The sequence below is a fragment of the Streptomyces sp. NPDC059649 genome (assembly GCF_042734445.1).
Classification (GTDB): domain Bacteria; phylum Actinomycetota; class Actinomycetes; order Streptomycetales; family Streptomycetaceae; genus Streptomyces.
Map to the genome: position 1 here is coordinate 13,744 of NZ_JBHWDV010000005.1, position 21,061 is coordinate 34,804.

The following is a 21,061-nucleotide window of genomic DNA, read 5'->3' on the forward strand; positions in this document are numbered from 1 at the left end:
GTCTGAGGACCTCGCGATATGTGGGGGTGGTGGGTGAATTGGGAGACAGAGCTGTTCGGTTGTGTGAGGTGCCGTGCGATGACGGGCGTCAGCGAAGTGTCCCAAGAGGAACGAGCCTCAGGGAAGGGGGGGTGACACATGTGTGTCGGATCGCCGTACGGGCAGCGAACTCCCTGGTCGGAGCGGCCGGAACGGCCGGGAGGGGCGGCGCGGGGGCCGTGGGGTGACCGGGGCCGGTGCGGTGCAGCCCGAGGAGGGCGGCGCCGCACGCCAGGCCGAGCGCGGGGAGGGCGAGCCAGGGCAGGGCGGGCAGCCCGGCCGACCGGGAGGCGTCCAGGGCGGCACCGGTCAGCAGATTGCCCAGGGTTATCCCGATTCCGCAGAAGGTGTTGTAGAGCCCGTAATGCGTGGCGACGAGGCGGTCACCGGAGAGCCGGACGATGGTGTCCATCTCGAACGGGTAGGTGATCATCGTGCCGACCGCGAGCAGCAGCGCGGACAGCGCCGGCGGTACGGCCGCGAGCGCCCAGCGCCCGGGGCCGGCGTCCGGGACCGGCAGCGCGGTGGCGGCCAGCAGCGGCAGGAACGCCAGCGCCATGGTCAGCAGCCCCGCGGCGAGCGCCCGTCCGGCCGGCATCCGGGCCTTGCACCAGCGGGTCACCCGGGTCTGCCCCAGGATCGTGCTCAGCCCCGAGACGGCGAACAGCGCGGCCACCGCCGCGGTGCCGAACGGCCCCTCGCCGCCCAGCCGTTTCACCTCCAGCGGCAGCGCCAGGTAGACCTGGAAGGACAGCACGTACGAGCCGGTCATGGCACCGGAGAAGAGCAGGAACGACCGGTTGGCCAGGACGCCCCGCCACTGGGCGAGCACGCCGGTGTGCCGGCCGGCGGCGCGGTCCCGTTCCGCCCGGCCGCCGCGGGCCGGCAGCGCACGGATCTGCACGACGCTCAGCAGCGCGAAGACCCCCGCCGCCACCAGGCAGGTGACCCGGAACCCGACGCCGGTCAGCACCATGCCGACCAGCGGGCCGAGCAGGATCCCCGCCTGGTAGAAGACGTTGAAGAGGGCGAACGCCTCCAGTCTGCGGTCCCCGGTCGCGGCCGCCAGATAGGCCCGGACGGCCGGATTGAACAGCGCCCCGGCCAGCCCGGTCGCCGCGGACGCCGCGAGCAGCGCCGGCAGCGAGTCCACCAGGCCGAGCGTCGCGAAGCCGAGCGTGCGCAGCACACAGCCGGCCACGATCAGCGGCTTGTAGCCGAACCGGTCGGCCAGGGTGCCGCCCACCAGGAACATCCCCTGCTGGCTGAAGTTCCGTACTCCCAGCACCAGTCCGACCAGCCAGCCGGCCAGGCCGAGCGTGCCGGACAGATGCGCGGCCAGATAGGGCATCAGCATGTAGAAGCCCAGATTGATGGTGAACTGATTGACCATCAGCAGCTGGGCGCTGCGCTCGTAGGAACGCCACTGCGCGAGGGTGCCCTTCACCGGACCACCTCCGGCGACCCGGGCAGCCCGAGCGGATCGACGACCTCGGCGCACCGGCTCCAGGCCGTCACCTCCCGCTCCCCGGGCCGGTGCAGGGTCTCGGGCCCGTCCGCCGGCGGGGTGCCGAGCAACCCGTGGGCGGCGCAGTACTCGTCGTCGTAGACCGTGCTCAGATAGCGCTGCGGTCCGTCCGGGAAGACGGCCGCGATACGGGTGCCGGGCGGATCGGTCCGGGCGAGCCAGCCGGCGACCAGCGCGACCGCGCCGACGCTCCAGCCGCCGGTGGCGTAGTGCGAGGAGGCCAGCCGGCGGCAGGTCCACACCGCTTCGCCCGGTGCGACCCAGTGCACCTCGCTGAACTGGTCGTAGGCGACGTTGCGCGGATAGATGCTGGAGCCCAGTCCGCGCATCAGCCGGGGCCGGGCGGGCTGGCCGAAGATGGTCGAGCCGATGGTGTCGACGCCGACCAGCCGGAGTTCCGGGTAGAGCTGGCGCAGGACCCGGGAGACGCCGGCGGAGTGTCCGCCGGTGCCCACGCTGCACACCAGGACGTCGAGGTGGCCCAACTGGGAGGCGAGTTCGAGGGCCAGCGGCAGGTAGGCGGTGGTGTTGTCGGGGTTGTGGTACTGGTCGGGGCACCAGGACCCGGGGTGGGCGGCGAGCAGTTCGGCGACCCGTTCCCGGCGGGCCTGCTGCCAGCCGCCGGTGGGGTGCGGTTCGGCGACCAGCTCGACGTGTGCGCCGTAGGCGGTCAGCAGCCGGGTCATCGAGGGTTCCAGACCGGGGTCGGTGACCAGGCTGACCGGATGGCCGTGGACCATCCCGGCGAGCGCCAGGCCGAGGCCGAGGGTGCCGCTGGTGGATTCGATGATCCGGGCGCCGGGCCGCAACTCGCCGCGGGCCCGGGCGCGTTCGACCATGTGCAGGCCCGGCCGGTCCTTGATGCCGCCCGGGTTGCGGCCTTCGAGCTTGGCCCAGAAACCGCGGCCGGGCGGGGTGAGCGGCTCGGAGACGTACAGCACGGGGGTGTTGCCCACCAGGCCGGGGATGCCGGCGGCGGGGGCGGCCGGGCTCATCGCGCGGGCCGGGGCCGGGGCCGGGACCGGGACCGGTGCGTCGGATCCGGGTTCGGGGCGGCCGCGGAGTACGTGGCCGGTGGTCGTGGGAAGAGAGTGCATGACTCACTCGCGTTCGGTGTGGGGAGGACAGGGACGCTCGTCCCGCGCCGGCACGGCAGGCCGGCGCGGCCACGGGTTCCTATCTCCGGCACCGGCACAGGGCGTGGAGAGTCGCCCGGCCGCTCCGGTCCGGCCCGGCCGAGGCGTCCGTCCCGCGCCCGCCGGCCAGTTGGGGACCCGTTCCGCACACCGCTCCCCCGAGGACACCGGGCAGCGCGACGGCCGCCGGCGCGCCCGCGGCGGTACGTCCCTGCGGGACCCGACCGGACGGCCCGGGCAGACACTCATCGGCCGGGTGCCCGCCCTCCTCCGCCGCTGCCTCCGGTGCCGCGGCCACCGGGGGTAAGGACGGCCCCGGCGCGGCGGCGACGGCCCGCGGACCGTCCGCAGGATGGTGGCCACCCGCACCGGTGGCACACGGGAACAGCACCGCCAGCAGGCCGACGCACAGCAGCACCAGCGGTGTCAGCCGGAGCGGAACGCGGGGCGAGGCACGGGACGACGGCGCACGGGGCGACAACATGCGGAACGGCGTACCGAACGGCGTACGGAACAAAACGAGGGCGCGGCAGGGCACGGGGCCTCCGTAGGGCTGCCGCCGCGGCACGGCCGGAGCACACGCTCAGGGCCGCGGGCAGGCGGGAACGGCAGGGCTGATCCGGAAGTGGCCGGAATCTAGACCTGCTGCACGACGGAGGCGGGGGCGCCGCTCGGCGGAGGAAGGGAGGCGGCGGCGCCGGGCAGGGGGCCGCGGTGGACCGGTACCGGCGCGGGCCGGGACAGGGCGGTCAGCGGGCGGGCGCACGGGGACGCCAATGGGGCGCCCTGCGGGGGCTGGCCGGAGAGGCAGAGCTCGTCGGAGTGCCGGTCACCGGGGTGATGCGGATGCTCCACGGGGCCGGCGGCGTGGGACGCGAACCAGGTGCCGGCGGAGACGGGCGCGAGCCAGGCGCCGGCGTCATCGGGCGCGAGCCAGGTGCCGGCGTTGGCGGCCGTGGAGGCCGCGATCGGCACCGCGCTCACCGGATGGCCCTCGGCGCTCTCCATCCGCGCGCCGTGGGCGATGAGCACGCCGAGCAGCAGCGCGGCCAGCCACAGCAGCGGGAACGGGACCGCCGAAGGGCGGTGCCGCCGCACGCAGTTGAGGCTCCGGGCCGTTGCCATGCCGCGATCGTAACCGCAGCGGACGGCCGGCGTCCGGGTCAACGACCCTTCGAGGGGCGGATATCGGCCGGTGGGCGAGGCGTTCCGGGACGCGCCGCGGCGGACGCCTCGCCGGGTTCGGTGACCGTGGCCCCGCCCTGTCGCGGCCGTCTCAGGCGAGGCGGGCGGGCTCGGCGAGCGGCTCGGCCGGTACGGCCGGCGGAACCACCGGCTGGCCCTTCTCGTCGGGCACGCTGCGCAGCGGGGCGCGGCCGGCCAGCGGCGTCCTGCGGGCCGCCTCGACGCGCCGGGTGAACCAGATGACCTTGCCGTCGGGGGTGCCGCAGGTGCCCCAGCTGTCGCTGAGCGCGGCGACCCGGGAGAGCCCGCCCCCGGCGGCGCTCATCAGCTTCGGCAGTCGCGGCCCCTCGTCGGCGACGGAGGTCGTCAGATTGCGGCCGGACCAACGGAGTTCGACCACACAGCGGGCCTCCGGGCCGATGTGGCGATGGACGTTGGTCAGGAGTTCCGCCACTCCCCGGCATACGGGCGGGATATGGAGCTCGAGGTCCCAATACCTCAGGTGCGCGGCCAGGATCCGCTGGATCTGGGGCACGCGTTCCGCCGATGCATGCAGTTCGACCGTGTAGTGCCGGTCGCTGGGAAGTGTCATGTCGTGGCTCCTCACCGCGAGAGGCTCACGTCCTTCACCTCGTTGGACCAACGAACCCCGAACACGAAGAGTGAGCATCTGGTACGTATGGGTCATGTGTCATGCTGACCCGGCCCCCGGGGGCCCGCAACAGCTCACGGCACGCCGGAGCCCCCGGCGCTCACCTGATACGGCCCTCTCACAAGTGGGACAGCACCTTGTCCGGGGTGAGCGGGATGTCGCGCAGCCTTACTCCAGTCGCGTGCCAGAAGGCGTTGGTGACGGCCGCCGCGGTGCCCACGATGCCGATCTCACCGATGCCCTTGCTGCCCATGGGGTTGAGATGCGGATCCTCCTCCTCGACCCAGTACGCCTCGATCCGCGGCACGTCGGCGCAGGCCGGCACGTGGTAGCCGGCCAGATCGCAGCCGGCGAAGCCGCCGAACTCCGGGTCCACCTCGCTGCCCTCGGTGAGCGCCATGCCCAGGCCCATGGTCATCCCGCCGACGAACTGGGAGCGCGCGGTACGGGGGTTGAGGATGCGGCCGGTCGCGAACACGCCCATCAGGCGGCGCACCCGCACCTCCCCGGTGACGGTGTCGACCTGCACCTCGGCGAACGTGGCACCGAAGGAGTGCCGGGCGTACGGGGACCGCTCGGAGGTCTCCTGGCGGGTGTCGGCGGCGACCGTGAACCCGTCGGCCGGGAGCGGCCCGACATGGTCCCGCAGCCGCGCCCGCAGCGCCGTACACGCCTTGTGGACCACCCAGCCCCACGAGCCGATGCCGGCCGAGCCGCCGGCCAGCATCGCGGGCGGCAGATCGCTGTTGCCGATCTCGATGTGCACCCGGTCCTCCGGTGCCATCAGCGCGCCGGCGGCGATCTGCGCGAGGACGGTACGGGCGCCGGTGCCGATGTCGGTGGCGTTCACCCGGATCCGGAAGGTGCCGTCGCGGTCGGCGTGCGCCTCGGCGTCGGAACTGGCGATCAGGACGGGGTAGGTGGACGCGGCGACCCCGGTGCCGAGCAGCAGATCGCCCTCGCGCCGCACACCGGGGCGCGGGTCGCGCGGCAGCCAGCCGAACCGCTCGGAGCCGTCGCGCAGACAGCCCACCAGGTGCCGGCTGCTGAAGGCCCGGTCGCTGTCCGGCTCGGTGTCCGGTTCGTTGCGCATCCGCAGTTCGATGGGGTCCATGCCCAGCTGGACGGCGAGTTCGTCCATGGCGGACTCCAGGGCGTACATGCCGGGGCACTCGCCCGGGGCGCGCATCCACGAGGGGGTCGGTACGTCGAGCGGGACGACGCGGTGCACGGTGCGGCTGTTCGGCGAGGTGTACATGACGCGGCTGGGCACCGCTGCCTGCTCGACGAACTCCGTGACGGTCGAGGTGTGGGTGGCGCTCTCGTGGGACAGCGCGGTGATCACGCCGTCCTTGCCGGCGCCCAGCCGGACCCGCTGGATCGTCGGGGCGCGGTGGCCGACGACCGCGGGCATCTCCCGGCGCGGCACGGAGACCTTGACCGGCCGCCCGGTGTGGCGCGCGGCCATCACGGCCAGGACGACCTGCGGGCGCGGCGTCCCCTTGGACCCGAAGCCGCCGCCGACGTGTTCGGAGACGACGGTGATCTCGCTCTTGTCGAGCTTGAAGAGGGCGGCCAGGTCCTCACACGCCTTGGTGGCCCCCTGGCTGGAGTCGTACACCGTCAGATGCCCCTCGCTCCAGTGGGCGGTCGAGGCGTGCGGCTCCATCGGGTGGTTGTGCAGCGGGGGCACGTGGTAGGTCGCGTCCACGGTGACCGGCGCGGCGGCGAACGCCCCCTCGAAGTCGCCGCGTTCCCGCGTCCCCGGGTACCCGCCGTTGGCCGTCTCCGGCTCGTACAGCCGCGGGTGGTCGGCCCGCAGCAGGACGTCGCAGCCGTCGTCGGTCTCGTACGTCACCCGGACGGCCTCGGCGGCCGCCCGCGCCGTTTCGAGGGTGTCGGCGACCGCGAGCGCCACGTACCAGCCGCGGTGCGGCACCCGGTCCTCCTGGAGCACCGACAGCGTCGGGTCCTCGGCGGCGGCGAGCCGGGGCGCGTTCTCGTGCGTCAGCACCGTGATCACACCGGGCAGTGCGAGCGCCTCCGCGGTGTCCACGGCGGCGACCCGGCCGCGCGGGATCCCCGCGGCGACCGGCCAGCCGTAGGCGCAGCCCGGCGGGGTGTGTTCGGCCGCGTAACGGGCGGCGCCGGTGACTTTCTGCCGGCCCTCCCGCCGGACGAGCGGTTCGCCCAGGGGGTACGGGGGTGGGCCGAGCGGGAAGGTGTGGGGGCTCATGAGCGGGTCCTTCGGGCGAGCGGGCGGATGGGAGACGGTGACGGGGCAGGTCAGCCGCGGGCGGGTGGGGCCGCCAGTTCGGCCAGGACGGCGACGGCGAGGTTGCGGGCCAGCGGGACCTTGAATCCGTTGTCGCGCAGCGGCTCGGCGGCCGCGAGTTCGGTCTCGGCGGCGCGGGCGAAGGTGTCCTCGGTGGCGGGGGCGTCCTGCAGCACCTCTTCGGCCGCGCGGGCCCGCCACGGCCGGTGCGCGAGCCCGCCGAACGCCAGCGCGGCACGCCGTACGACACCGTCCCCGACCTCCAGTACGGCGGCGACGGAGGCGAGCGCGAAGGCGAACGACGCGCGGTCACGGGCCTTGCGGTAGCGGGACCGGGCCCCGCCGTCCACGGGCGGCAGCTGCACGGCCGTGATCAGTTCGCCGGGCCGGATCACGGTGTCCTGCTCGGGGTGGTCGCCGGGCAGCCGGTGGAACTCGGTCACCGGCACGCTGCGGTCGCCGTCCGGGCCGTGCAGCTCGACGGTCGCGTCGAGCGCGGCCAGCGCCACCGCCATGTCGGACGGCTGGGTGGCGACGCAGTGCGCGGAGTGGCCCAGTACGGCGAGGTCGCGGTGGATGCCCTCACGGGCCGGACAGCCGGTTCCGGGCTCGCGCTTGTTGCAGGGCTTGGAGACGTCCTGGAAATACAGGCAGCGGGTGCGCTGCAGCAGATTGCCGCCGGTGGTCGCGGTGTTGCGCAGCTGGCCCGACGCGCCGGACAGCACGGCCTGCGACAGCACCGGGTAGCGCTCCCGCACGGGGGCCGCCGCGGCCAGGGCGCTGTTGCTGACCATCGCCCCGATGCGGAGCCCGCCGTCCGGCAGTTCCTCGATGTGGTCCAGCGGCAGCCGGGTGACGTCGATGAGCAGACCGGGCCGCTCCACACCCAGTTTCATCAGGTCGACGAGGTTGGTGCCGCCGCCGAGGAAGCGGGCTCCCGGCTGTCCCTCGGCGGCCCGTACGGCCTCCTCGACGCTGGTCGCCCGCACGTATCCGAACGGTTTCATGACGTCACTCCCTGGTCGGTGGACACGTCATGGACCGCCTCGACGATCCGGGGGTAGGCGCCGCAGCGGCACAGGTTCCCGCTCATCCGCTCGCGGATCTCCTCGGCGGTCAGCTCCACCGGCCCGCCCTGGGGCGCGTCGGCGGGGGTGACGTAGGACGGAAAGCCGTCGGCCGCCTCCTGGAGCACTCCGACGGCGGAGCAGATCTGGCCCGGGGTGCAGTAGCCGCACTGCAGCGCGTCCCGCTCCACGAACGCCTCCTGGAGCGGATGCAGCCGCTCCCCGTCCGCCAGCCCCTCGATGGTGGTGATGTGCCGTCCGTCCTGGGCCACGGCCAGCATCAGGCAGCTGTTGGCGCGCCGCCCGTCGACGAGCACCGTGCAGGCGCCGCACTGCCCGTGGTCGCAGCCCTTCTTGGCCCCGGTGAGACCGAGGTGCTCACGGAGCACGTCCAGGACCGTGGTCCGGTGGTCCAGGGTCAGCTCGTACGGGGTCCCGTTGACGTACAGAACCAGCGCGGAACGCTCCTCGGCCGCCGCTTCGGCGGGCCGATCGGACGGGGCGGGCCGGGCGGTGGCCGTCCCGGTATGCGTCCCGGTGTGCGTTCCGGCACCGGTCCCGGCACGCGCGGCGCCGGCCGCCCGCGCCCCTCCGGCATCCGCCGGTTGATTGGTCGGCTGCACTCGCTTCTGCCTTTCCTTGCTCCGGACCCCCCTTGCGTGGCCCGTGGCGGCGTGCACCGGGGGCCGTTGTGCTTGTTGCGCTTGTTGTGTTGGTTGCGCTTGTTGCGCTTGTTGCGTTCTCCCCCACGGGGTTCCGCTTGTTGTCGTCTTCCGTGGGATTCCCGCTTGTTGCGGTCTCCCGCTCGGGGCGTTTCGTTGTTGCGTTCTCCCACACGGGATTCCGCTTGCGCTTCACCCTCGTTCTGCTTGCGCTTCGCTTGCCCCTCTTTTGGTTTTCCCCGCCGCCCACCCCCCTTCGGGGGGTGGGCGGGTGAGGACGGTCGGTCGCCCTATCCGCGGGGCCGGTCGCCTCATTTGCGGGCCCTATCGCCTCACCAGCGGGCCGGTCGCCCCACTAACAGGGTCGGTCGTCCTTGCCCGGGCTTTCCAGGCGGCCGCCTGGGCCGGTGGCCGCTCTAGCGGGACTCCAGGCGGAGTTCGACCTCCTTCTCCTGGTCGCCGGCGGCCATGCCCAGGATGTGCACCGTGAACGCCGGCTCCAGGCCCTTGCACAGCTGGTCGACCGCCCAGTAGCCGCCCTGGAGGCTGACCAGCACCGGCGCCGTCAGTCTGCGGGGCTCGGCCTCGGCCTTGTGCTCGCTCACGTCGATGGTCGAGGTCCACACCGTCGGCCCGGCACCCGCCACTTCCTCGGGCACGTCGTCGGGGGCCCGGTCGGAGGCGAAGGCGGTCCGCAGAGCGCTGAAGACGGCGTGCGCGTCCTGCGTCGCGCAGCTTTCCAGCTCCACCACCACCTCGGCCGATACATGTTCCGCGTGTGACGCCTGTTCCGCGCTGTTCACTGTGGGGCCTTCCTCTGTGGGCCTTCCTCTGGGAGCCGGACGCTTCCAGGCTCGCCCCCCGGCCCGCTCTGTGCGACCCGAGGCTCGAACGAGTGGTTTAAACGGGCGCAACGGCGCGGCGGGACCTACAGACGTTACGCTCAGTAATCACAGCGCGCATTCTGTAATCGCCCGCGGCCGCCGGCGCCGCGCACCCCTTGTTCCCGCTGCCTCTTGTTCCCGTTGCACCGCCGGCAATCCACCGCAGTACGTGCACGAGCAGTGCACGCGCAGTGCATGCACGAGTACGCCCACCGCCAACCAACCCCCTGCCTCCCCCGTCGTCCCCCTCACTCCGTCCCCAAGGAGCCCACGTTGACCAGCACCGTCATCGACCAGAAGGTCACCAGCTACAGCGTCCGCCATGCGCTCTGTATGGCGCGCGCCGCCGAGCTCGCGTACAAGGAGGAGCCGGCCATCGACAAAGCCGCCCGGGATTGGGGCTTCGAGCAGGTGCGCCACCACCACACCACCTTCCGGCCGCCGTTCCCGCTGGAGGACACCCAGGCGTACACCCTCGGCGGCCGCGACATGATCATCACCGCCTTCCGGGGCACCGAACCGGCGAACATGCGCGACTGGCTGTCCGACACGACCACCCCGCCCTGGCCGGGCCCCGGCGGCAAGGGGTACGTCCACTACGGCTTCGGTGAGGCGCTGGAGTCCGTGTGGCCGCAGGTGCACGCCGCCATCGACGAGTTCCGGGACAACGGCCAGACCGTCTGGTTCACCGGCCACAGCCTGGGCGGTGCGCTGGCGATGCTGGCCGGTGCCCGGCTGCACTTCGAAGAGCCGTATCTGACGGCCACCGGCGTCTACACCTTCGGCCAGCCGCGGACCTGCGACCGGCTGCTGACGGAGGAGTTCGACGCGGCCTTCACCGACCGGATGTACCGCTTCGTCAACAACAACGACATCGTGCCCCAGCTCCCGCCGGAGCCCGCGTTCCACCATGTCTCGTCGTTGCGCTACATCGACTCCAGGGGCAAGATCCACACCGCCATGCCGGTGATCACCGGGCTCTTCGACCATGCCAAGGGATTCACCGCCGACCTGCTCGCGCCCACGTCCGACGGCGTCCGGGACCACTTCATGGGCGCGTACGTCACCGCACTGGAGAAGAACCAGAACTGACCACGGCACCGCGGCGCGAAGGCACGCCCCGCCGGGTCACGGGCCCCCGGGTCCGGGTCACGGTTCCGGGTGGATCACCAGTCCCGGTAGTCGCCACTCCGGCTGTCACGACTGCGGGTGGATCACCGGCCCCGGCGGTCACCGCTTCGGGCGGTCACGACTGCGGGTGCATCACCGGCCCCGGCGGCCACCGCTCCCGGCGGGCCACCGGTCGCGCCGGTCAACGGCCCCGGCGGCCACCCTCCCGGGCGGGCCACCGGTCCCGTCGGTCACCGGTCCCGGCCGGCGCGGGACGGCGCGGTGAAGGTGACGTCGGTGGCCCGGGCGATGATCTCGATCTCGTCGCCCAGCGCCCATTCGGCGGCGCGGGCGTTCATCGCGGCCGGGACGACCTCGCTGATGCCCGGGGCCGCGGGGATGTCGTAGGTGGCGTGTGCGTCGTGCGGCAGGACCACGCGGTAGTCGCGGGCCAGGGCCGTGCGGGCGGTCGCGCTGACGCACATCTCGGAGAGCACCCCGCAGATCGTCAGCCCCTCCACGTCCGCCGCCTCCAGCAGGTCGCCCAGCGTCGTGCCCTCGAAGCCGTCGTCCTGCGTCTTGCGGATCACGGTCTCGCGCGGCCCCGGCTCGACGGGCAGGTGGAGTTCCCAGCCGGGGGTGTGCGGTGCGTCGACGGCCCCGGGCTCGCCGTCGTTCTGGAGGTGGACGACGAGGGCCCCGGCGGCGCGGGCCCGGGCCAGCAGATCACGGCTCCGGTCGAGCACCCGCGCCGCGTCCGGCACCGCGGCCTCGCCCGCGACGAAGGCCGATTGGATGTCGACGAGGAGCAGCGCCTCAACGGGGGCGACCGGCGCACCAGGCCCCGCGCCCCCACCGACCTCCCCGGCGTCGGCGCTGGCGTCGGTGTCGGTGCGGGAGTCGGAGTCGCCCATGGGGCCGACGCCCGTATCAGCGTTTCCCCTAAGACCGGCACCGGTGGCGGCGTCGCCCATGAGACCCGCACCCGTATCGGCGTCGTCCCTGAGGGCCTCACACGTCGTGTCGGCCGTGTCGCTGAGGGCCGTAGACGTCGTATCAGCCTCGTCGGCGGCGGCGGTGGTGGTCATGATGACCATGGTGCAGGTGCGGCGCGCCCGTACGTGCCGGCGGGGGCCAGATCCGGCCACGGCCCACCTCCCAGGCATTCCGCCGCCCAGGAATCCACCTCCCCCACATTCCGGCCTCCCCCGCATCCCCGCCTCCCCTCCGCATCCCGGCCCTCCCAGCCTCCCGGCCTTCCCGGCCTTCTGACACGCCGCTCTCGGCCGTCCGGGTCCATATGGTTGCCACGGGCATCGAACTGGGCGGATCATCCCGTAGGGACGCCGTTTCGCAGGTACAGGCGTACGTACGCACACCCCTGCGTACGGGATGAGCGCACCGGGCGACGCGAGAAGAGGCAGCCGTGGGACCAGCCATCGTCAACGTCAAGGGCCACTGCGCACCGGAGTTCGCGGGCGTACAGGAGGCCTTCGAGCGGAATTTCCGGCGGCACGGAGAGATCGGGGCCGCGGTCACCGTGACCCTGGACGGGGAGCCGGTGGTCGACCTGTGGGGCGGCCACAAGGACGCCGACCGGACGCACGACTGGGAACGGGACACCCTGGTCAACGTCTACTCGACATCCAAGGGGATGACGGCGCTCTGCGCCCATCTGCTCGTGGACCGCGGGGAGTTGGACCTCGATGCGCCGGTCGCCCGCTACTGGCCGGAGTTCGCCCAGGCCGGCAAGCAGGACTTACCCGTCCGCTGGCTGCTCAGCCACCGCTCCGGTCTGATCGCCCCGCGCACACCGCTGCCGCCCGGCCGCGCCTATGACTGGGACGAGGTCTGCACGGTGCTGGCGGCCACCGAGCCGTGGTGGGAGCCGGGGACCGCGCAGGGCTATCACGCGGTGACCTTCGGCTATCTCGTCGGCGAGGTCGTCCGGCGGATCACCGGGCAGTCGGTGGGCTCGTTCCTGCGCAGCGAGATCGCGGAGCCACTGGGGGCCAGGGTGTTCATCGGGACCCCGGTGGAGGAGCACGCCTCCTGCGCGGACATGGTCGGGCAGCTGGACGAGTCGCTGCTCGCCGAGCGGCTGCCCGGTGCGCCGAGGCCACCGTTCCGGTCACTGGACGACCATCCGATGGCGGTCGTGATGCTCTCCCTGATGTCCATCCCGACCGGCGACGTCAACAGCGCGGCCTACCGCTCGGCGGAGCTCCCGGGCGGCAATGCGCACGCCTCCGCGCACGGGCTCGCGACGGTGTACGGCGCGCTGCTGGGCGGGGAGCTGGTCGGCGCCGGGACGCTGGAGGAGATGCGCCGGTCGCAGAGCCGGCCCGGGGAGCCCGATCTGGCCATAGGGTCGCTCGCCCCGCCGGGCTTCGAGCTGCGCTGGGGCCTCGGCTACATGCTCAACCACCAGTGCCGGCTGGGCCCCAACCCGCGGGCGTTCGGGCACGGCGGGGCCGGCGGCTCGTACGCCTTCGTGGACCCGGAGAACCGGCTGTCGTACGCGTACACCATGAACAAGTACGGCGGCGGGACGGCGGGCGACGACCCGCGCAACGGCGGTCTGGTCAAGGCGGTGTACCAGGCACTGGAGGAACGGCGCGGCTGACCGGAACCCGCGGATGGGGACGCGGGGAAGCCGGACAGCGGCCGGCACGGTGCGGCCAGGGACGCGGGGAAACCGAGCAGCAGCCAGCACGGTGCGGCCGGGAGCGCAGGGAAACCGGGCAGCAGCCGGCACGGTGCGGCCGGGGACGCAGGAAAGCCGGGCAGCAGCCAGCACGGTGCGGCCAAGGACGCAGGGAAACCGGGCAGCAGCCGGCACGGTGCGGCCGGGGACGCGGGGAAGCCGGGCAGCGGCCGGTCACGGTGCGGCCGGTTCCGGCGGTGGTGCGGGCCGGGGCGGTACCGGTGGCTCGTCCGCGGCCTCGGCGAGGGCACGCAGGGAGCGGACCAGCCCGGCGCGCTGGTCGGCCGGCAGCCGGGCCACGATGGCGGCGATCTCGGCGTGCCGGTGGGCGAGCACCTGCGCGACGAGGGCACGGCCCTCGGTGGTCAGTTCCAGGACGACCTCGCGGCGGTTGCCGGGGTTGGCCTTGCGGGTGACGCTGCCGGCCGCCGCCAGCCGGTCGACCATCCGCATCGCGGTGGAGGGATTGACCCCGAGCGCGGCGGCCAGGGTGGCGAGCTTGACCGGGCCCCGGCTGTCGAGCACGACCAGGGTGCGCAGCTGGGGCAGGGTGAGCGAGGGATCGACCCCGGCCAGCGCCCGGGCCGAGATCGCGACCAGCAGGCGGGAGGCGGTCAGCACGGCGGCGATGACCTCCTCGGCGTCCTGGTCGAGGTCCTCGACGCCGTCCGGCGCGCGCTCGTCCCCGGGCGCGGCCGCCTCGCCGGTCCGCGGTGCGCGGTGTGCCTCGTTCCCCATGGCGCCTTTATACCCGTACCGGCATCGTGCCTGGTCACGGCTGGTACCGACGAGGTTGGACCGGCCCGCGCCGGGCCTCGGGACGGCCCGGAAATCCGGCCCCGCGCTTCTCTTTGTACGGCGCAATAATGGGAGGTACGGCATGGCCGGGACCGGCGTGCATCCGGCGCCGCCGCCCGAGCGGCGGGTCCGGGGAGAGGGCGTGGTGACCATGGAACGGGACACCGAGACGGTTCACGAGGCGTACTCCTTCGTCTGTCTGCACTGCGGACACGGCTGGGAGGAGGAGTACGAGATCCGGCACACCACGGATCTGGCGGGCCATCGACGGGCCGACTATTTCTCGCGCGGTGCCCGGGTTCCGTCCCCGCTGACCCGCAACGAATGCCCGTCCTGCAACCTCGGCCCGATCCGCATCCTGCGCCCCGGCCGGGTGAACTCCGCCCGGACGTATCTGGCCTGACGCGGGGCCGGTCCGTACGCGGTAGCGGCCGGGGCCGTCCGGCGGGCCGCCCGCGCCGTCACCAGCCGGTGTACAGCAGGTGGTTGACCAGCAGCGGCAGCACGGCCTGGGCCGTCAGCCAGTGGCGCCGCCGGGACGCCGGCAGCCGGGCACAGGCGGCCAGCAGCCAGGGCGCGAAGGGGAGCCAGATGCGCTCGGTCTCCGCCTTGCTCATACCGGAGAGGTCGGCCACCAGGAGGGCGAGCAGCGCGGCCAGGACGAGTACGGCCAGGCGGTCGGCGGGCGTGGGCGGCGGGCCGGTCCGGTGGGGGCCCGGGTCGGTGCGCGGGCGGAGTTGCCGCAGGGCGGCCGGGGCGGCCGCGAGGGTGCGCCGCAGCGCGGCGACGGTGGCGAGACCGGTGATCAGCACCGCGCAGGCCAGGTTGCCCCACACCCAGTACGCGTACGGGCGGACCGCGGCGGCGCCCTGGTAGTAGCGCTGGACCAGCAGCCGGTACCCCTCCCACCAGTCGAAACCGGAGAGGGTGAAGGCCACCGCGACGGCCGCCGCCCCGGCCGCCACCAGCGGCAGCGGACGGGCGCTCCGGGCGAGCAGCAGGACCGCGGCGGCGATCAGCACGATCAGGGTGAGTCCGTAGGAGAGGTAGCAGGTCAGACCGAGCAGGAGCCCTGAGCCGAGGGCGGCGGCCGCGGGCAAGAGGGCGCTCCTCCGGCTGGCGCCGGGGGCCTCCCCACCCAGCGGTGGCCGGGGGCCGGTACGTCGGGTGGCGGCGAGCGCGAGCAGGGCGAGTGACCAGGCGGCGACCGCAGCGAAGTAGCCGTCGGCGGAGGTGCCCATCCATACGGCGGCCGGGGCCAGGACGAGGTAGGGCGCGGCCCGGCGTGCGGTGGCCTCGTCGGTGAGGGCGCGCAGGGCGATGAGGACGGCGGCCGCGGTGGAGGCGCCGGTGACCAGGCACCAGACGCCGGCCCAGGCGCCGCCGCCCAGGCCGAGGCGGTCCAGCCCGACGAAGGTGAGGATCGCGGCCGGCGGGTGCCCTGCGACATGGGCGGGCCAGTGGTCCGGGGCGTTGTTGAGGATGTGCCCGGTGAAGCCGCGCAGCGCCGGGCCGAGGTCGTCGAAGCGGCGGATGACCGTCAGGTACTCGTAGGCGGTGGTGAGCCGGCCGGCGACACCGGTTTGCCAGCCGTCGATCAGGGCCAGTGCGGTCGTCCAGCTCAGCGCGGCGGCCCAGCCGGTGAGGACCAGGGCCCGCCAGGGCAGCCGGGCGGCGAGCGGCGGGCCGTAGGCGATCACGAGGACGGCGACGGCGACCGCGGCGGGGGTGCCGGGGCCCAGGTGCGGGAACCACGAGGCGTACAGCGGCGGCCAGTTCACGTGCAGGCTGCCGTTGGCGTGCTCGATGACGGTGCCGATGACGGCGGCGAGCGCGACGAGGAGGGCGCCGGCCGCGGCGGCCAGCAGATCGGCGCGGCACGCGGCGCGCTGGTCGGGTTCCGCACGGAAGGTCGCCCGGCCCGGCCGGATCTCACGGTGGGTCACACCGGCACGCTAGGCCGCGGTGGGCGGCCCGGGGCGGCGCCGTTCCGCCGACGTCAGACTTTCGTCATGCGTTGCGGCCCGCTCGGAGCGCCGGTCCCGGCATACCGTCGGCACATGGCCGCATCCCGCCTGCTCCCGCCCACCTCCCCGTCGTTCTGGCGCAGTCCGCTGCGCGGCCCGCGGCTGACCGCGCTGCTCGGCGTGGTCCTGCTGGCCGGGATCACCCTGCTGTTCGTCACCGGTCTGCTGTCGTACGCCGCGTACAACCCCGACCTGGCCGGTGGTGTCAACGACCAGACGCCCGAGAAGGGTCTGCTGGGGTTCTACCTCTTCAGCTGGCCCACCGGCCCGCGCTGGCTCTACCGCCTGACCCAGGGGGTACATGTGACCCTCGGTGTGGTCCTCGTGCCCGTGCTGCTGGCGAAGCTGTGGTCGGTGATCCCGAAGCTGTTCCGGATGCCGCCGGCGCGGTCGGCGGGGGATGCGGTGGAGCGGCTGTCGCTGCTGTTGCTGGTGGGCGGGGCGCTGTTCGAGTTCGTCACCGGGCTGCTCAACGTCCAGCTGGCGTACCTCTTCCCCGGGTCGTTCTACCGGCTGCACTTCTACGGCGCGTGGGTGTTCATCGGTGCGTTCGTGGCCCATGTGGTGCTGCGGCTGCCGCGGACCGTACGGGCGCTGCGGGAGCGGACCGATCCGGCGGCGCAGGACGACGAGACCGGGCTGGTGGCGGTCCGTCCGGACCGCCCGACGGTGAGCCGGCGGGGCGCGCTGGGTCTGGTCGGCGCCGGGTCGCTGCTGTTGCTGGTGACGACGGCGGGGCAGAGCCTGGGCGGCTGGTGGCGGCGTACCGCGCTGCTGGCGCCGCACGGGGGCGCGGATCCGGGCGGCGGGCCGAACGGGTTCCAGATCAACAAGACCGCGGCGGCCGTCGGCATCCGGGCGCAGGACACCGGTGAGGACTGGCGGCTGACGGTGGAGGGCGGCGGGCGGCGGGTGCGGCTCACCCGCGCCGAACTGCTGCGGCTGCCGCAGCACGAGGCGGCGCTGCCGATCGCCTGTGTGGAGGGCTGGTCGACGGACGACCAGTTGTGGGGCGGGGTGCGGTTGCGGGAGCTTGCCGCGTTGGTGGGCCTCGGTGACCGGCCGCCCGGTGTGCTGGTGGAGTCGCTCCAGTTGCACGGCGCGTTCCGCCGGGCCGCGCTGAGCGGCGACCAGGTGCGCGATCCGCGGTCGTTGCTCGCGCTGCGGGTGGGCGGCGCGGAGCTGTCGCGGGACCACGGCCATCCGGCGCGGATCATCGTGCCGGCGGCGCCGGGGGTGCTGAACACCAAGTGGGTGGCGCGGCTCTCGTTCGGGGAGGGGTGAGCGGCGTGCGACGGGTACGGATGCCGGGGCGCGCCGCCGCGGTGCGTGGGTGGCGGCGGCTGCGCCGGCACCGCTGGTACGGCGAAGGGCCGTTGCATCTGGTGCTGATGCTCGGGTCGTTCGCGCTCACCGGCTATGCGGGGGTGCGGCTGCTGGCCGGCGGGCGGTGGCCGCTGGTGGTGGTGTGGTTCGTGGGGGCGGCGCTGCTGCACGATCTGGTGCTGCTGCCGCTGTACGCGCTCGCCGACCGTGCGGTGGTCCGGTGCACGGCGGGGACCGCCCGCCATCGGCCGTGGACGGCCTTCGTCCGGGTCCCCGCCGCACTGTCGGGGCTGCTGTTGCTGGTGTGGTTCCCGCTCCTCGCCTATTCGGCGGGCGGTGCCTGGGCCGAGCACTACGAGCGCGCTACCGGGCTGCCGGCCGGGGTCTTCCTGGGCCGCTGGCTGCTGATCACCGCCGTGCTGTTCGCGGTCTCCGCCCTGTGGTTGCTGTGCCGTACGGTTCAACCCCGGCGGGCGGTGGGCACGCTGCGGCGCCGCCGCAGGGCGACGAAGCAGCGTGCGGCGGACGGTGACTGACCGGTCCGGCCGGTGGCGGTCCACCGCTCGACGGGTGTCCAGCCCGCGGCGTCGGCGTACCGCAGCAGCGCCGGCGTCCCGACCCGGGCCCAGGGGAACGGGTCGCCGGTGTGGTGGTCCGCGTACGGATCGCCGGCGACGCTGACCCGGACCCGTTCGTCGACGTCCGCGGGGACGGTCTCCACGATGAGCAGCCCGGTCCGGTGGACCAGCGCGGCGGTGCGGGCGAGCAGGGCGCGGGGATCGCCGCCGATGCCGATGTTGCCGTCGAGGAGCAGCGCGGTGCCCCAACTCCCCTCCTCCGGAAGGGCGTCGAAGACCGAGCGGCGCAGTGCCGCGCCCCTGGACGCGGTGGTACGGGCGACCGCGGCCGGGCTGACGTCGATGCCGAGTACCCGCCTGCCCCGGGAGGTGAGCGCGGCGACCAGCCGTCCGGGGCCGCAGCCGATGTCCAGGACGCTGCCCTCGCAGCGGCGCAGCGCCGCGAGGTCGGCGGCGTCCGCCGGGGCGCACCAGCGTTCCACGTCCAGCGGCAGCAACCAGCCGTCGGTGCGGCGCAGATAGAGCGGACCGTGGCCGCGGTGCAGCGCCTCGGCGTAGGCGTCGGCCCCCCAGTGCGGCGGGGCCGCGGGGACGGTGGTGCTCATCGGCCGGTCACCGGTGCCAGCCGGGCGAGGGTGGCGGCGAAGCGGCCGTCGGGGGCCTGGGCGGCGACCCGGCGGGCATCGGCGGCGGTGTCGACGTCGCGAAGGGCCGGCAGGTCGCCGACCCGGAGGCCGGCCGCGGTCAGGCGGGCGCGCTGGGCGGCGCCGGTGTCCGGCGTGGACATCGGGACGCCGCGCAGCAGCCGGGGGTCGGGGTCGGCCAGACCGAGCGCCCAGAAGCCGCCGTCCTCGGCCGGGCCGAACCACGCGTCATGATGGCTCCATGCGGTCAACTCCAGGGCCGGCGCGAGGAGTTGGGCGGTCACCTGCGGGGTGTCCATACCGAGCAGCAGGGTGGGTCCCGGGCTGGCGGCGAAGGCCGCGGCGAGCCGTTCGTCGAGGCCGCCGGCGCACTGCGGCCGGATCTCGAAGCCGTCCGGCAGCCAGTTGCCGGGACGCCCGTCGAGCACCACGGTCCGCCGCCGGGCGGGCATGCCACGGACGGCGAGGAGGGTGTCGTGCAGGGCCGCGGCGGCCAACTGGGCGGCCTCGTCGGGGGTGTAGGGCGGCGTCAGCCGGGTCTTGACCCGGCCGGGCACCGGTTCCTTGGCGATGACCAGGAGCGCGGTCGGCCCGTTCGGGGGCGGCGTACGGTCCGCGGGGCGGGTCATCGGGCCGTCTCCCGCGCCGGGGCGGTCAGCGGGGGCTGACTGAGGACGGCCCGCATGTCGCGGACCGTCTGCCAGGTGCCCCGCCAGGTGCCGGTGACCTTCGAACGGCCGGTGCGCGGCCGGTAGGGCACCGGACGCTCCTCGATCCGCCAGCCGGCGTCGGCGGCCCGCACGACCATCTGCAGGGGGTAGCCGCTGCGGCGGTCGGTGAGGCCGAGCCCGAGGAGGTCGGTGCGCCGGGCGGCGCGCAGCGGGCCGAGATCGTGCAGCCGCAGGCCGGTGCGCCGGCGCAGCAGGTGGGCCAGGGCGAGGTTGCCGGCCCGGGCGTGCGGCGGCCAGGCGCCGCGTCCCTGGGGGCGCCGGCGGCCCAGCACCAGATCGCGGTCGCCGTCGCGGACCGCGCGGACGAACGGGACGAGCAGCGCCGGGTCCAGGGAGGCGTCGCAGTCGCAGAAGCAGACGATGTCCGCGTCGGCGGCCAGCAGTCCGGCGTGGCAGGCGGCGCCGAAGCCGCGGCGCGGTTCGTGGACGACGGTGGCGCCCAGTTCGCGGGCGAGCTCGGCGGAGCCGTCGGTGGAACCGTTGTCCACCACGATCGCGCGCCAGCCGGCCGGGATGCGTGACAGTACCCACGGGAGCGCGGCGGCCTCGTCCAGACAGGGCAGGACGACGTCCACCGGGGCGGGTCTCGGTGCGAGGGGGAAGGGCGTGCCCGGCCCGGTGCGTGCGGCGGTCCGCATCTCCTCCCGGGCGAACTCGGCCATGCCCTCCTCGAATCCGGTCGCCGCCCGCCAGCCGAGGTCCTCGGCGATCCGCCGCGACGACGCGGTGATGTGGCGCACGTCGCCGAGCCGGTACTCCCCCGTCACCACCGGCGCCGGTCCGCCGTAGGCCGCGGCCAGCGTCCGGGCCATCTCGCCGACGGTGTGCGGGACGCCGCTGCCGGTGTTGTACGCGGTCAAGGTGGCGGCCGCCCGGTCCGGCAGGGCGGTCAGGGCCAGCACGTTGGCGGCCGCGACGTCCCGGACGTGGACGAAGTCCCGCCGCTGGCCGCCGTCCTCGTAGACGGTCGGCGGCTCGCCGCGGGCCAGGGCGGAGCGGAAGAAGGCGGCCACCCCGGCGTAGGGGGTGTCGCGCGGCATGCCGGGGCCGTAGACGTTGTGGTAGCGCAGCGCGACGGCCCGGCCGCCGGTCGCCCGGGCCCAGGAGGCGGCGAGGTGTTCCTGGGCGAGCTTGGTGGCCGCGTAGACGTTGCGCGGATCGGTGGGCGCGGTCTCGTCGACGAGTCCCGGCCGCAGTTCGGAGCCGCAGTGCGGGCAGCGCGGTTCGAACCGCCCGGCGTCCAGGTCCGTCACCGCGCGCGGGCCGGGACGCACCGCCCCGTGTGCGGGGCAGGTGTAGTGGCCCTCCCCGTAGACCACCATGGATCCGGCGAGGACCAGCTGCCGGACCCCGGCCGTGGCCATCGCCGCCAGCAGGACGGCGGTTCCCAGGTCGTTGCAGCCGACGTACTCGGGGGCGTCGGCGAAGTCCTTGCCCAGGCCGACCATGGCGGCCTGGTGGCAGACCGCGTCGACACCGCGCAGGGCGGCCTCGACGGCCGGCCGGTCCCGTACGTCGGCGACGATCCGGTGCGTGCCGGGCCGTGCCGGCGGGGCTTCGCGGTGTGCCGTGGGGAGCAGTGCGTCGAGGACGACGGGCTCGTGGCCGCGGGCCAGGAGGGCGTCGACGACCTGCGATCCGATGAATCCGGCACCGCCGGTGACCAGTACGCGCATGCCGGTCACGCTAGGCGCGGCCGGGCGGTACGGCCC

Annotated in this window: 20 protein-coding genes and 1 pseudogene; 5 read left to right on the forward strand and 16 right to left on the reverse strand. The window is 74.2% G+C overall.

Translation table 11 applies throughout. The features are described 5' to 3' along the window. Positions 1-88 precede the first annotated feature (88 nt). From ACFV1J_RS09765 to ACFV1J_RS09805, 9 genes are all read right to left on the reverse strand, one after another. On the reverse strand, positions 89-1,486 hold the full coding sequence (locus tag ACFV1J_RS09765) for an MFS transporter (RefSeq protein ID WP_385856764.1): 1,398 nt from the start codon (positions 1,484-1,486) through the stop codon (positions 89-91). Next, positions 1,483-2,562 (reverse strand): PLP-dependent cysteine synthase family protein, encoded by a 1,080-nt coding sequence (locus ACFV1J_RS09770; protein ID WP_385856948.1) that lies wholly within the window; start codon positions 2,560-2,562, stop codon positions 1,483-1,485. Before ACFV1J_RS09770 ends, ACFV1J_RS09765 begins: the two co-directional genes overlap by 4 nt. 181 nt (positions 2,563-2,743) lie before the next feature. Continuing rightward, positions 2,744-3,187, reverse strand: a complete 444-nt coding sequence (locus ACFV1J_RS09775) for a hypothetical protein (RefSeq protein ID WP_385856765.1) — start codon at positions 3,185-3,187, stop codon at positions 2,744-2,746. Between the two features lie 152 nt (positions 3,188-3,339). Further along, positions 3,340-3,828: a hypothetical protein gene (locus tag ACFV1J_RS09780; protein ID WP_385856766.1), complete on the reverse strand. Its 489-nt coding sequence runs from the start codon at positions 3,826-3,828 to the stop codon at positions 3,340-3,342. Positions 3,829-3,979: 151 nt separating this feature from the next. Further along, on the reverse strand, positions 3,980-4,480 hold the full coding sequence (locus ACFV1J_RS09785; protein ID WP_385856767.1) for an ATP-binding protein: 501 nt from the start codon (positions 4,478-4,480) through the stop codon (positions 3,980-3,982). 178 nt (positions 4,481-4,658) lie between these two features. Beyond that, positions 4,659-6,776 carry a xanthine dehydrogenase family protein molybdopterin-binding subunit gene (locus ACFV1J_RS09790; RefSeq protein WP_385856768.1) on the reverse strand — a complete coding sequence of 706 codons (2,118 nt, stop codon included), beginning with the start codon at positions 6,774-6,776 and terminating at the stop codon, positions 4,659-4,661. A gap of 50 nt (positions 6,777-6,826) precedes the next feature. Continuing rightward, on the reverse strand, positions 6,827-7,822 hold the full coding sequence (locus tag ACFV1J_RS09795) for an FAD binding domain-containing protein (protein ID WP_385856769.1): 996 nt from the start codon (positions 7,820-7,822) through the stop codon (positions 6,827-6,829). Next, entirely contained in the window at positions 7,819-8,505 is a 687-nt protein-coding gene (locus ACFV1J_RS09800) for a (2Fe-2S)-binding protein (protein WP_385856770.1), read from the reverse strand. The genes ACFV1J_RS09795 and ACFV1J_RS09800 overlap by 4 nt, the downstream gene beginning before the upstream one ends. Before the next feature lie 455 nt (positions 8,506-8,960). After that, positions 8,961-9,347, reverse strand: a complete 387-nt coding sequence (locus ACFV1J_RS09805; protein WP_385856771.1) for a hypothetical protein — start codon at positions 9,345-9,347, stop codon at positions 8,961-8,963. Between the two features lie 354 nt (positions 9,348-9,701). Here ACFV1J_RS09805 and ACFV1J_RS09810 point away from each other — a divergent pair, with 354 nt between their 5' ends. Further along, positions 9,702-10,520 (forward strand): lipase family protein, encoded by an 819-nt coding sequence (locus tag ACFV1J_RS09810; protein ID WP_385856772.1) that lies wholly within the window; start codon positions 9,702-9,704, stop codon positions 10,518-10,520. Positions 10,521-10,789: 269 nt separating this feature from the next. Here ACFV1J_RS09810 and ACFV1J_RS09815 read toward each other — a convergent pair whose 3' ends face one another. Next, the gene (locus ACFV1J_RS09815) at positions 10,790-11,452 is read right to left on the reverse strand and encodes an isochorismatase family protein (protein WP_385856949.1); all 663 of its coding nucleotides are present in this window, start codon (positions 11,450-11,452) and stop codon (positions 10,790-10,792) included. A 512-nt stretch (positions 11,453-11,964) separates the two neighbouring features. On the opposite strand from ACFV1J_RS09815, the gene ACFV1J_RS09820 reads away from it, so the two are divergent. Continuing rightward, the gene (locus ACFV1J_RS09820) at positions 11,965-13,164 is read left to right on the forward strand and encodes a serine hydrolase domain-containing protein (protein ID WP_385856773.1); all 1,200 of its coding nucleotides are present in this window, start codon (positions 11,965-11,967) and stop codon (positions 13,162-13,164) included. Between the two features lie 255 nt (positions 13,165-13,419). On the opposite strand, the gene ACFV1J_RS09825 is transcribed toward ACFV1J_RS09820, so the two are convergent. Continuing rightward, complete coding sequence (locus ACFV1J_RS09825) at positions 13,420-13,983, reverse strand: MarR family winged helix-turn-helix transcriptional regulator (protein ID WP_385856774.1); 564 nt, start codon at positions 13,981-13,983, stop codon at positions 13,420-13,422. A 142-nt stretch (positions 13,984-14,125) separates the two neighbouring features. Between ACFV1J_RS09825 and ACFV1J_RS09830 the strand changes: the two genes are divergently transcribed. Next, complete coding sequence (locus ACFV1J_RS09830) at positions 14,126-14,446, forward strand: hypothetical protein (protein WP_385856775.1); 321 nt, start codon at positions 14,126-14,128, stop codon at positions 14,444-14,446. A gap of 58 nt (positions 14,447-14,504) precedes the next feature. On the opposite strand, the gene ACFV1J_RS09835 is transcribed toward ACFV1J_RS09830, so the two are convergent. Further along, a complete protein-coding gene (locus ACFV1J_RS09835; RefSeq protein ID WP_385856776.1) occupies positions 14,505-15,989 on the reverse strand; it encodes a hypothetical protein in 1,485 nt (494 codons plus the stop codon). A 114-nt stretch (positions 15,990-16,103) separates the two neighbouring features. On the opposite strand from ACFV1J_RS09835, the gene ACFV1J_RS09840 reads away from it, so the two are divergent. Together ACFV1J_RS09840 and ACFV1J_RS09845 are read left to right on the forward strand one after the other, a co-directional pair. After that, the gene (locus ACFV1J_RS09840) at positions 16,104-17,354 is read left to right on the forward strand and encodes a molybdopterin-dependent oxidoreductase (protein ID WP_385856777.1); all 1,251 of its coding nucleotides are present in this window, start codon (positions 16,104-16,106) and stop codon (positions 17,352-17,354) included. 20 nt (positions 17,355-17,374) lie between these two features. Next, positions 17,375-17,932: a hypothetical protein gene (locus ACFV1J_RS09845; protein ID WP_385856950.1), complete on the forward strand. Its 558-nt coding sequence runs from the start codon at positions 17,375-17,377 to the stop codon at positions 17,930-17,932. Here the strand turns inward: ACFV1J_RS09845 and ACFV1J_RS09850 are convergent. The 4 genes and pseudogenes from ACFV1J_RS09850 to ACFV1J_RS09865 all read right to left on the reverse strand — a co-directional run. Beyond that, positions 17,857-18,579: a class I SAM-dependent methyltransferase gene (locus ACFV1J_RS09850; RefSeq protein WP_385856778.1), complete on the reverse strand. Its 723-nt coding sequence runs from the start codon at positions 18,577-18,579 to the stop codon at positions 17,857-17,859. The genes ACFV1J_RS09845 and ACFV1J_RS09850 overlap by 76 nt on opposite strands. After that, a complete protein-coding gene (locus ACFV1J_RS09855) occupies positions 18,576-19,247 on the reverse strand; it encodes a DUF2064 domain-containing protein (RefSeq protein ID WP_385856779.1) in 672 nt (223 codons plus the stop codon). The genes ACFV1J_RS09850 and ACFV1J_RS09855 overlap by 4 nt, the downstream gene beginning before the upstream one ends. Next, entirely contained in the window at positions 19,244-19,924 is a 681-nt protein-coding gene (locus tag ACFV1J_RS09860; protein WP_385856951.1) for a glycosyltransferase family 2 protein, read from the reverse strand. Before ACFV1J_RS09860 ends, ACFV1J_RS09855 begins: the two co-directional genes overlap by 4 nt. A 33-nt stretch (positions 19,925-19,957) precedes the next feature. After that, positions 19,958-21,025: pseudogene (locus ACFV1J_RS09865) on the reverse strand (NAD-dependent epimerase/dehydratase family protein); the annotation flags it as partial. Positions 21,026-21,061 lie beyond the last annotated feature (36 nt).

Coding starts and splice junctions, on each gene's coding strand:
- ACFV1J_RS09770 (WP_385856948.1), bottom strand. CDS start 2,562: ATGAGCCCGGCCGCCCCCGCCGCCGGCATCCCCGGCCTGGTGGGCAAC.
- ACFV1J_RS09775 (WP_385856765.1), bottom strand. CDS start 3,187: ATGTTGTCGCCCCGTGCGCCGTCGTCCCGTGCCTCGCCCCGCGTTCCG.
- ACFV1J_RS09780 (WP_385856766.1), bottom strand. CDS start 3,828: ATGGCAACGGCCCGGAGCCTCAACTGCGTGCGGCGGCACCGCCCTTCG.
- ACFV1J_RS09785 (WP_385856767.1), bottom strand. CDS start 4,480: ATGACACTTCCCAGCGACCGGCACTACACGGTCGAACTGCATGCATCG.
- ACFV1J_RS09790 (WP_385856768.1), bottom strand. CDS start 6,776: ATGAGCCCCCACACCTTCCCGCTCGGCCCACCCCCGTACCCCCTGGGC.
- ACFV1J_RS09795 (WP_385856769.1), bottom strand. CDS start 7,822: ATGAAACCGTTCGGATACGTGCGGGCGACCAGCGTCGAGGAGGCCGTA.
- ACFV1J_RS09815 (WP_385856949.1), bottom strand. CDS start 11,452: ATGGGCGACTCCGACTCCCGCACCGACACCGACGCCAGCGCCGACGCC.
- ACFV1J_RS09825 (WP_385856774.1), bottom strand. CDS start 13,983: ATGGGGAACGAGGCACACCGCGCACCGCGGACCGGCGAGGCGGCCGCG.
- ACFV1J_RS09830 (WP_385856775.1), top strand. CDS start 14,126: ATGGCCGGGACCGGCGTGCATCCGGCGCCGCCGCCCGAGCGGCGGGTC.
- ACFV1J_RS09840 (WP_385856777.1), top strand. CDS start 16,104: ATGGCCGCATCCCGCCTGCTCCCGCCCACCTCCCCGTCGTTCTGGCGC.
- ACFV1J_RS09845 (WP_385856950.1), top strand. CDS start 17,375: ATGCCGGGGCGCGCCGCCGCGGTGCGTGGGTGGCGGCGGCTGCGCCGG.
- ACFV1J_RS09850 (WP_385856778.1), bottom strand. CDS start 18,579: ATGAGCACCACCGTCCCCGCGGCCCCGCCGCACTGGGGGGCCGACGCC.
- ACFV1J_RS09855 (WP_385856779.1), bottom strand. CDS start 19,247: ATGACCCGCCCCGCGGACCGTACGCCGCCCCCGAACGGGCCGACCGCG.